At 42.7% G+C, this 6,228-nt stretch carries 4 protein-coding genes and 2 pseudogenes; 2 read left to right on the top strand and 4 right to left on the bottom strand.

Annotated features, from left to right (window positions below):
- Positions 1 to 219: 219 nt before the first annotated feature.
- From HT698_RS07620 to HT698_RS07630, 3 genes are all read right to left on the bottom strand, one after another.
- Complete coding sequence (locus HT698_RS07620) at positions 220 to 885, bottom strand: TrkA family potassium uptake protein (RefSeq protein ID WP_173219964.1); 666 nt, start codon at positions 883 to 885, stop codon at positions 220 to 222.
- A gap of 13 nt (positions 886 to 898) precedes the next feature.
- On the bottom strand, positions 899 to 2,278 hold the full coding sequence (locus HT698_RS07625) for a potassium transporter TrkG (RefSeq protein ID WP_173219961.1): 1,380 nt from the start codon (positions 2,276 to 2,278) through the stop codon (positions 899 to 901).
- Positions 2,279 to 2,751: 473 nt separating this feature from the next.
- The gene (locus tag HT698_RS07630) at positions 2,752 to 3,516 is read right to left on the bottom strand and encodes a nucleoside phosphorylase (RefSeq protein ID WP_173219958.1); all 765 of its coding nucleotides are present in this window, start codon (positions 3,514 to 3,516) and stop codon (positions 2,752 to 2,754) included.
- A 596-nt stretch (positions 3,517 to 4,112) separates the two neighbouring features.
- On the opposite strand from HT698_RS07630, the pseudogene HT698_RS07640 reads away from it, so the two are divergent.
- Together HT698_RS07640 and HT698_RS07645 are read left to right on the top strand one after the other, a co-directional pair.
- Positions 4,113 to 4,436, top strand: a pseudogene (locus HT698_RS07640) (VTC domain-containing protein); the annotation flags it as partial.
- Complete coding sequence (locus HT698_RS07645; RefSeq protein ID WP_173219955.1) at positions 4,429 to 5,112, top strand: DUF4956 domain-containing protein; 684 nt, start codon at positions 4,429 to 4,431, stop codon at positions 5,110 to 5,112. The pseudogene HT698_RS07640 and the gene HT698_RS07645, both read left to right, overlap by 8 nt.
- A 378-nt stretch (positions 5,113 to 5,490) precedes the next feature.
- On the opposite strand, the pseudogene HT698_RS10350 reads toward HT698_RS07645, so the two are convergent.
- Positions 5,491 to 6,228 (bottom strand): annotated as a pseudogene (locus HT698_RS10350) (choline-binding protein A); the annotation flags it as partial.

The raw sequence follows: 6,228 nt of genomic DNA on the forward strand, positions 1-6,228 counted from the left end.
CTGACTTCGTCAGTTCTATCTACAACCTCAAAACAGTGTTTTGAGCAGCCTGCGGCTAGTTTCCTAGTTTGATCTTTGATTTTCATTGAGTATTACTCTCTCTTGTCACTTCTTTCTATTCTACCATAAAGTCCAGCCTTTGAAGAACTTTTACTAGAATACAAGGCTTCTGTCTCTCTTTGCCATATTGGGCATCAAAAAAGAGGGAAGCTCCCTCTTTTACGAATTCAATGCTGCTAGGGTATCCAAATACTGGTTGTTGATGACTGCCAAAATATAGGTATCTGCCTTCAAGAGGTCATCTGGTCCAAATTCAACATCCAATGGGGAATTTTCCTGCTCTCGGAAACCCAAAATATTCAGATTGTATTTACCACGGAGGTCTAATTTACTCAGACTTTGACCTGCCCAAGACTGAGGGATTTTCATCTCCACAATAGAGACATTTTTATCCAACTGAAAGACATCAACATTATTATGGAAAAGAATGGTCTGTGCTAGGGACTGCCCCATTTCATACTCTGGCGAGATAACCGAGTCAGCACCGATTTTTTCCAGTACTTTCTTAGCAGTCTGACTTTTGACCTTGGCAATAACAGTCGGTACCCCCAAACTCTTACAGTGCATAACCGCAAGCACACTCGACTCCAGATTTTCACCTGTCGCGACTACAACGGTATCGCAGGTGTCAATCCCTGCTGATCTCAATAATTCTTCATCTGTGATGTCACCAATCACTCCACGCGCCAAAACTGGCTCAAACTGATTGATGCGCTCTGCGTGGTCATCAATAGCGATAATATTCATATCCTGCTTGGCTAGGGCAGCTAGGACACTGCTCCCAAAAATTCCCAAGCCTAAAATTCCAATCGTACGATCTGACATGCTCTTTCCTTTCTTAACCAATACTAATATCTGCTTTCATATAGTGAATCATATCTTTCTTTTCTGGATGGTAATCTGCTAGACTGACCAGCAGGGTCAAGGGACCAATTCGTCCGATAAACATGAGAACCATAATCACACTTAGAGCTAATTTCCCTAAATCTGGAGTTAAATTTGCCGTCACTCCGACTGTCCCAAGAGCAGAAATGGTTTCAAATATGAGGTGGATAAAGGGAGGATTTCCCTTGGCTGTCATCCCTAGTAAAATCAAGCCCAGCAAGAAGGTCATCAAAAAGATAATAAAGACACTAAAGGATTTTTGAACCGTTCGCGGCGCAATCGTCCGTCGAGCGACATTGGCATGAGGTAAGCCTAGAAGCTCACTTCGTGCAAAGACCAAGAGGACAAAAAATGTGGTAATCTTGAGCCCCCCAGCTGTTCCTCCTGGAGCCCCACCGAGAAACATCTGCAAGATATAAATCAATAAGGTAACAGGACGAGCCATGCTGTAATCAATTGTCCCAAAACCAGCCGTTCTCATGCTGACAGTTTGGAAAAAGCTGACCAAGACCTTATCTGCAACAGGGAGATTGCCAATCGTCCCTGCATTGTTCCATTCAAGAGCGAGACTACTCACCGTCCCAAAAGCTAGGAGCCCCACCGTCAGTAATAAAACCAGTTTGGTGTGAAAATGTAGGCGCCCTTTTTTCTTTTTCCCTATATGCGTAGCAAGGTCAAACCAGACCATAAATCCAAGACCACCTGTGATAATCAAGCCTGCGATGACCAGATTGACCAAGGGATCAGTCTGAAAAGCAATCAAGCTCGTACTTCCAAAATTATCAAAACCTGCATTACAGAAGGCGGATATAGCTAGAAAAATAGCACTAAAGAGACCGCGCCCCCAGCCAAGTTGAGGAACAAAACGAAAACTGAGGAATAAAGCTCCTAAACCCTCAACCAAAAAAGTCGTGAGAAAAATAGAATAGACAAACTTTCTCAAAGATCGAGTCTCTCCATAACTAAAACTATCCTGAATAGTTGCACGGCTACGAAGACTAAGCTTTTGCTTGCTCTGGATATAGAAAACCCCAATAAAGGTCATGAGCCCCAGACCACCAATCTGAATCAAGAACATACAAATGAGCTGACCCCAAATATTGTAGGTGTCAGCGACAGGCTGGGTAAAAAGTCCTGTCACACAGACCATGGATACGGTTGTAAAGAGATGGTCGAAATAAGTCGCTCGTGAGCTTTCAACTTGGACAAAAGGCAAGCTCAAAAGAAGAGAGCCTAGTAAAATGACCAAGGCAAAACTCAAAAAAATACGACGGGCTGGCGATAAACGAGATAAGCCTAGCTCTATTTTTTCCTTAGATAATTTGAATAACATGTTTCCATTGTACCATAAAAAGCTCGAAATGACTTAGATAGGATAAGGCAAAATCCACTAACACCAAGCCTAAAAAATGCCACCTTTTTGTTGATAGTCTAGGCAATAACAAGCCTCGTTCAAGAGTTCTTGATAATGTGACTGTAAGACAGGAGCTTTTAACGCCAGCTACTCACTCTATAGAAAATGAAACACACCATTTTGAATCTGAAATAGTAGGCTACAACTTCTCAAACATTACTAGAAATTGATGCAACTTACCTAATCAATTTGTTGAGATTTTATTTCATATTACCACAATAAAAACGCATAGTATCAAGGTTTTTCACCTGATATGATGCGTTTTTCTGATTTTAAAGATTTTTCCCAATCTCAACATGCGTCCAAAAAGAGGAAGATGACCTCGTTTAAACATATTTTTGCAAAGTATGAGCTAGACATTGTATGATAAAGCAGACCTTTTGTCAGCATAACTAAAGGAGGTGAACACTTGCTAAACTCAGTTCTAGCGCCTTATCAAAAGCTTCTGAACCCCAGTCACGACTATCGTACTGATCCAAGTCTGCTAAGGAATCAGCTGTGAACAACAATTCACCCCAGAGGACCCCACGCAATTGCGCTACTGCCGCAAGCGCAGAACACTCCATCTCCACAACAGCACAGCCTTCTTCCTTGCGATAAGCCACCTTTTCAGCCGTTTCTCGGTAAAAACCGTCTGTAGACCAGGTCATGACTTCTTCATAAGGAATCTCTCTGGTTTCCAACACTCGCTCAATAGCAGCAATAGCCTCTGGCTGCATTTCCATATAACGAGAAGGCGCCACATAGTGGTAACTGGCTCCTTCATCTCGCAGAGCGCGAACAGGGACTAGAAAGGCATTTTCCTCTATATCGGCTAGCACACCACAGGTACCTGTGGAAATAATCTGCTCCACACCATAGCCAATCAACCAATCCATAAACTGGGCTGCTGGAGCTGAACCAACAGGAGCCTGAGCCAGACAAATCTCCTCGCCCTTGTAGTTGATGACGTACACTGGATAGGTCTTGGTGGCAGAAACGAACTCACCGACACAATCCGCCCCTACTTCCTGAGCATAGCGGTCAATCTCCTCACCTAAAAAGGCATAGACACACTTCTTAGGCAACTGCAAATCCAACCCCTCGTGATTGGGCATGATGACCGCCTGAGGATTATCATCAAACTCTAAAATGGGAATCGCATGTTTCTGAATCATAACCTACCTCCTCTAATTTTGTACTATTGTATCAAAAACTGACCGAGTGTCAAGGAGGAAGCTGATGAACTGGGGAGAGAAACAATACAATAACAATATTTTTGACAGAGACTCTTTTTAATGGTACAATGGACTTGCTTAAAAGTTCGATGAAATAAGCACATAAGAAACACCACCGGTTGCCGCCAGTGGTGTTTTTTTGCGCTTGCTCAAGGCGCTCAGGCTATTTCTTTTTCTTGTCGCATTTGCTTGCTACAAATCGGATAAGCCACTCCGATAAGACATTCGCTAGTGTACCAGCAAGAATAGGTAGCAAGACAAGTTCGATGAAAACGCACATAAGATCACCTCCTGCCTGCGCAGTCTAGTGTTTGCGACCTTACTATTGTATCATCTTTGACTGAAAATAAATAGAAAAAATCATTGACATCATCTAGTCATCCACAAAAACTCTCTCCTACACTAGTACTTCTTGCATCAAAAACATCCCAGTTACAAGATGATTTAAAATTGATCAATGAAGCAGACTTGCTAAGATATAGAGTAGGTAAATGTGGGTTGGGTAAAAAATATAGAAGAAGTTTTTATCTCCACTCCGTTTTTCTCTCAAGGAAAAGAAAGAAATTAGCGGATTTCCCTACAATAAAATTCGTATCACCATTGACCAAAATCTAACCTATCGTGATGAGAACGTCAGTTTATTCTCAGGAAAGGACGGTTTCCCTCTACTAAACGAGGACATTGTCATCATGGAAATTAAAGCACCTGGTAGAAAACCCCAATGGCTACAAGATATTCTCGACCAATATGGACTGGTAGAGCAGAAATTTTCAAAATACAGCTGCGCCTACCACAAGTCTCAGGGGCTGGACTATAGCCCACGACCAAGCACAGAAAGTGTAGGTACTACTTATGTCTAATCTTTTTAATTCTATTTTCAACGACACAACTGCTACTGCCAATCCTATCCAGCTCTTTCTGGCTCTCTTGGTCAGCCTGATTTTAGGTTTGGCGCTGACCTGGGCTTACAAACACCGTACTCTCTATACACGGGAATTTGCGGTTAGTTTGACCCTACTCCCCTGCTTGATGACCTTGGTCATCTTTCTGGTAAATGGCAGCTTAGGAACCTCTATCGCTGTTGCAGGAACCTTTAGCCTCATTCGTTTCCGTTCAGCCACCAGTGGCTCACGGGAACTAATTGCAATCTTCCTTGCCATGATTATCGGGCTGGCAGCAGGGACAGGCTACCTAGCCTTAGCTGTTCTCTTCACCGTCTTTATCTTAGCAGTATGGCTTCTTTTAGAAAAGCAACAAAGCAAGAGCAATCACCAACGCCGCAGACTATTAACCATCACAATCGCCAACCAAGAAAAGCAACTCCAAACTATCCAATCTGGACTGGCACAATTCTGTACTGAGTTAGACCTCATCTCGATTGATATTAGCAATGATGGAGAACAAGTCACCACTGTCTATGAAGTTGATTTCAAGGCTCAAACTAACGATTTCCAAATCATCAATTACCTCACTAAAAAACAGGATACTTACCAGGTTTCCCTGACCAAGAATGCCAAGAAGAGAAAGAATTTGTAATTTTCAAATCAAATAGCAAACTAAGAGTCTCTTGAGTACCACCATTCTTTACCAATCAAAAAAAACTCCGTAGTCTCTAGCGCCATAAATCCAGCTAGAGATTACAGAGTTATTTTTTAATCTAAACTTCCTACAAGAGTATATTATCTACTGAAAGGATATGGTATTTGTAGGGAATACTTTAAAGAGTTCTTACAGGAAGTCAGTATTAACTAGTTATATTAGGCTTATACTCTTCGAAAATCTCTTCAAACCACGTCAGCTTCACCTTGCCGTATAGATGTGACTGACTTCGTCAGTTCTATCTGCAACCTCAAAACGGTGTTTTGAGCAGCCTGCGGCTGGCTTCCTAGTTTGCTCTTTGATTTTCATTGAATATTAGTTTACCCATTCACCATTAGCATTGACTCTATAGCCATCTACAGTTGTGTTGACTGCAAGGGCACCTGAGCCATTGACATAGTACCATTCGTCTGATACTTTGAACCATTGGCTTGCTTTCATAGCACCTGATGCTTCAAGATAGTACCAAGTACCTCCATCTTTAAGCCAACCTGTTGCCATTGAACCATTAGCGTTTAGGTAGTACCATGAGCCGTTGACTTTAGCCCAACCTGTTGCCATAGCGCCGTTAGCGTTTAGGTAGTACCATGAACCATTGTATTGGAGCCATCCTGTCGCCATAGCGCCATTGCTGTTGAGGTAGTACCATGAGCCATTGTTTTGTAGCCAACCTGTTACCATAGCACCATTAGCGTTTAGGTAGTACCATGAACCGTTGTCTTGTAGCCATCCTGTCGCCGTTGAACCATCAGTATTGTAGAAGTACCACATACCGTTTTCTTGTTTCCAACCTGTTTTTGGAGCGGCTGGTTTAGCTGGTTCTACTACAGAATATGAGCTGTATGATGGAACATATGAAGGGTATGAAGGGACATATGTCGGATTAGATGGTCTTGCAGGAACAGAAGGTTGTGCTGGAGTGTCTCCAGCTGGTTTTGGAGCTGGGGCTGGAGTTTCTGGAGCTGGTTGAGATGGCTCTTCAGCTGGTTTTTCTGCTGGTTTTTCCGCCGGTTTTTCTGCTGGTTTCTCTGCCGGTTTTTCTGCCGGTTTTTC

This window comes from Streptococcus sp. 3109, from assembly GCF_013276905.1.
Lineage (GTDB): Bacteria > Bacillota > Bacilli > Lactobacillales > Streptococcaceae > Streptococcus.

Excerpts from the sequence above, each read along its gene's own strand:
- HT698_RS07620 (WP_173219964.1), bottom strand. The coding sequence starts at position 885 with ATGTCAGATCGTACGATTGGAATTTTAGGCTTGGGAATTTTTGGGAGC.
- HT698_RS07625 (WP_173219961.1), bottom strand. The coding sequence starts at position 2,278 with ATGTTATTCAAATTATCTAAGGAAAAAATAGAGCTAGGCTTATCTCGT.
- HT698_RS07630 (WP_173219958.1), bottom strand. The coding sequence starts at position 3,516 with ATGATTCAGAAACATGCGATTCCCATTTTAGAGTTTGATGATAATCCT.
- HT698_RS07645 (WP_173219955.1), top strand. The coding sequence starts at position 4,429 with ATGTCTAATCTTTTTAATTCTATTTTCAACGACACAACTGCTACTGCC.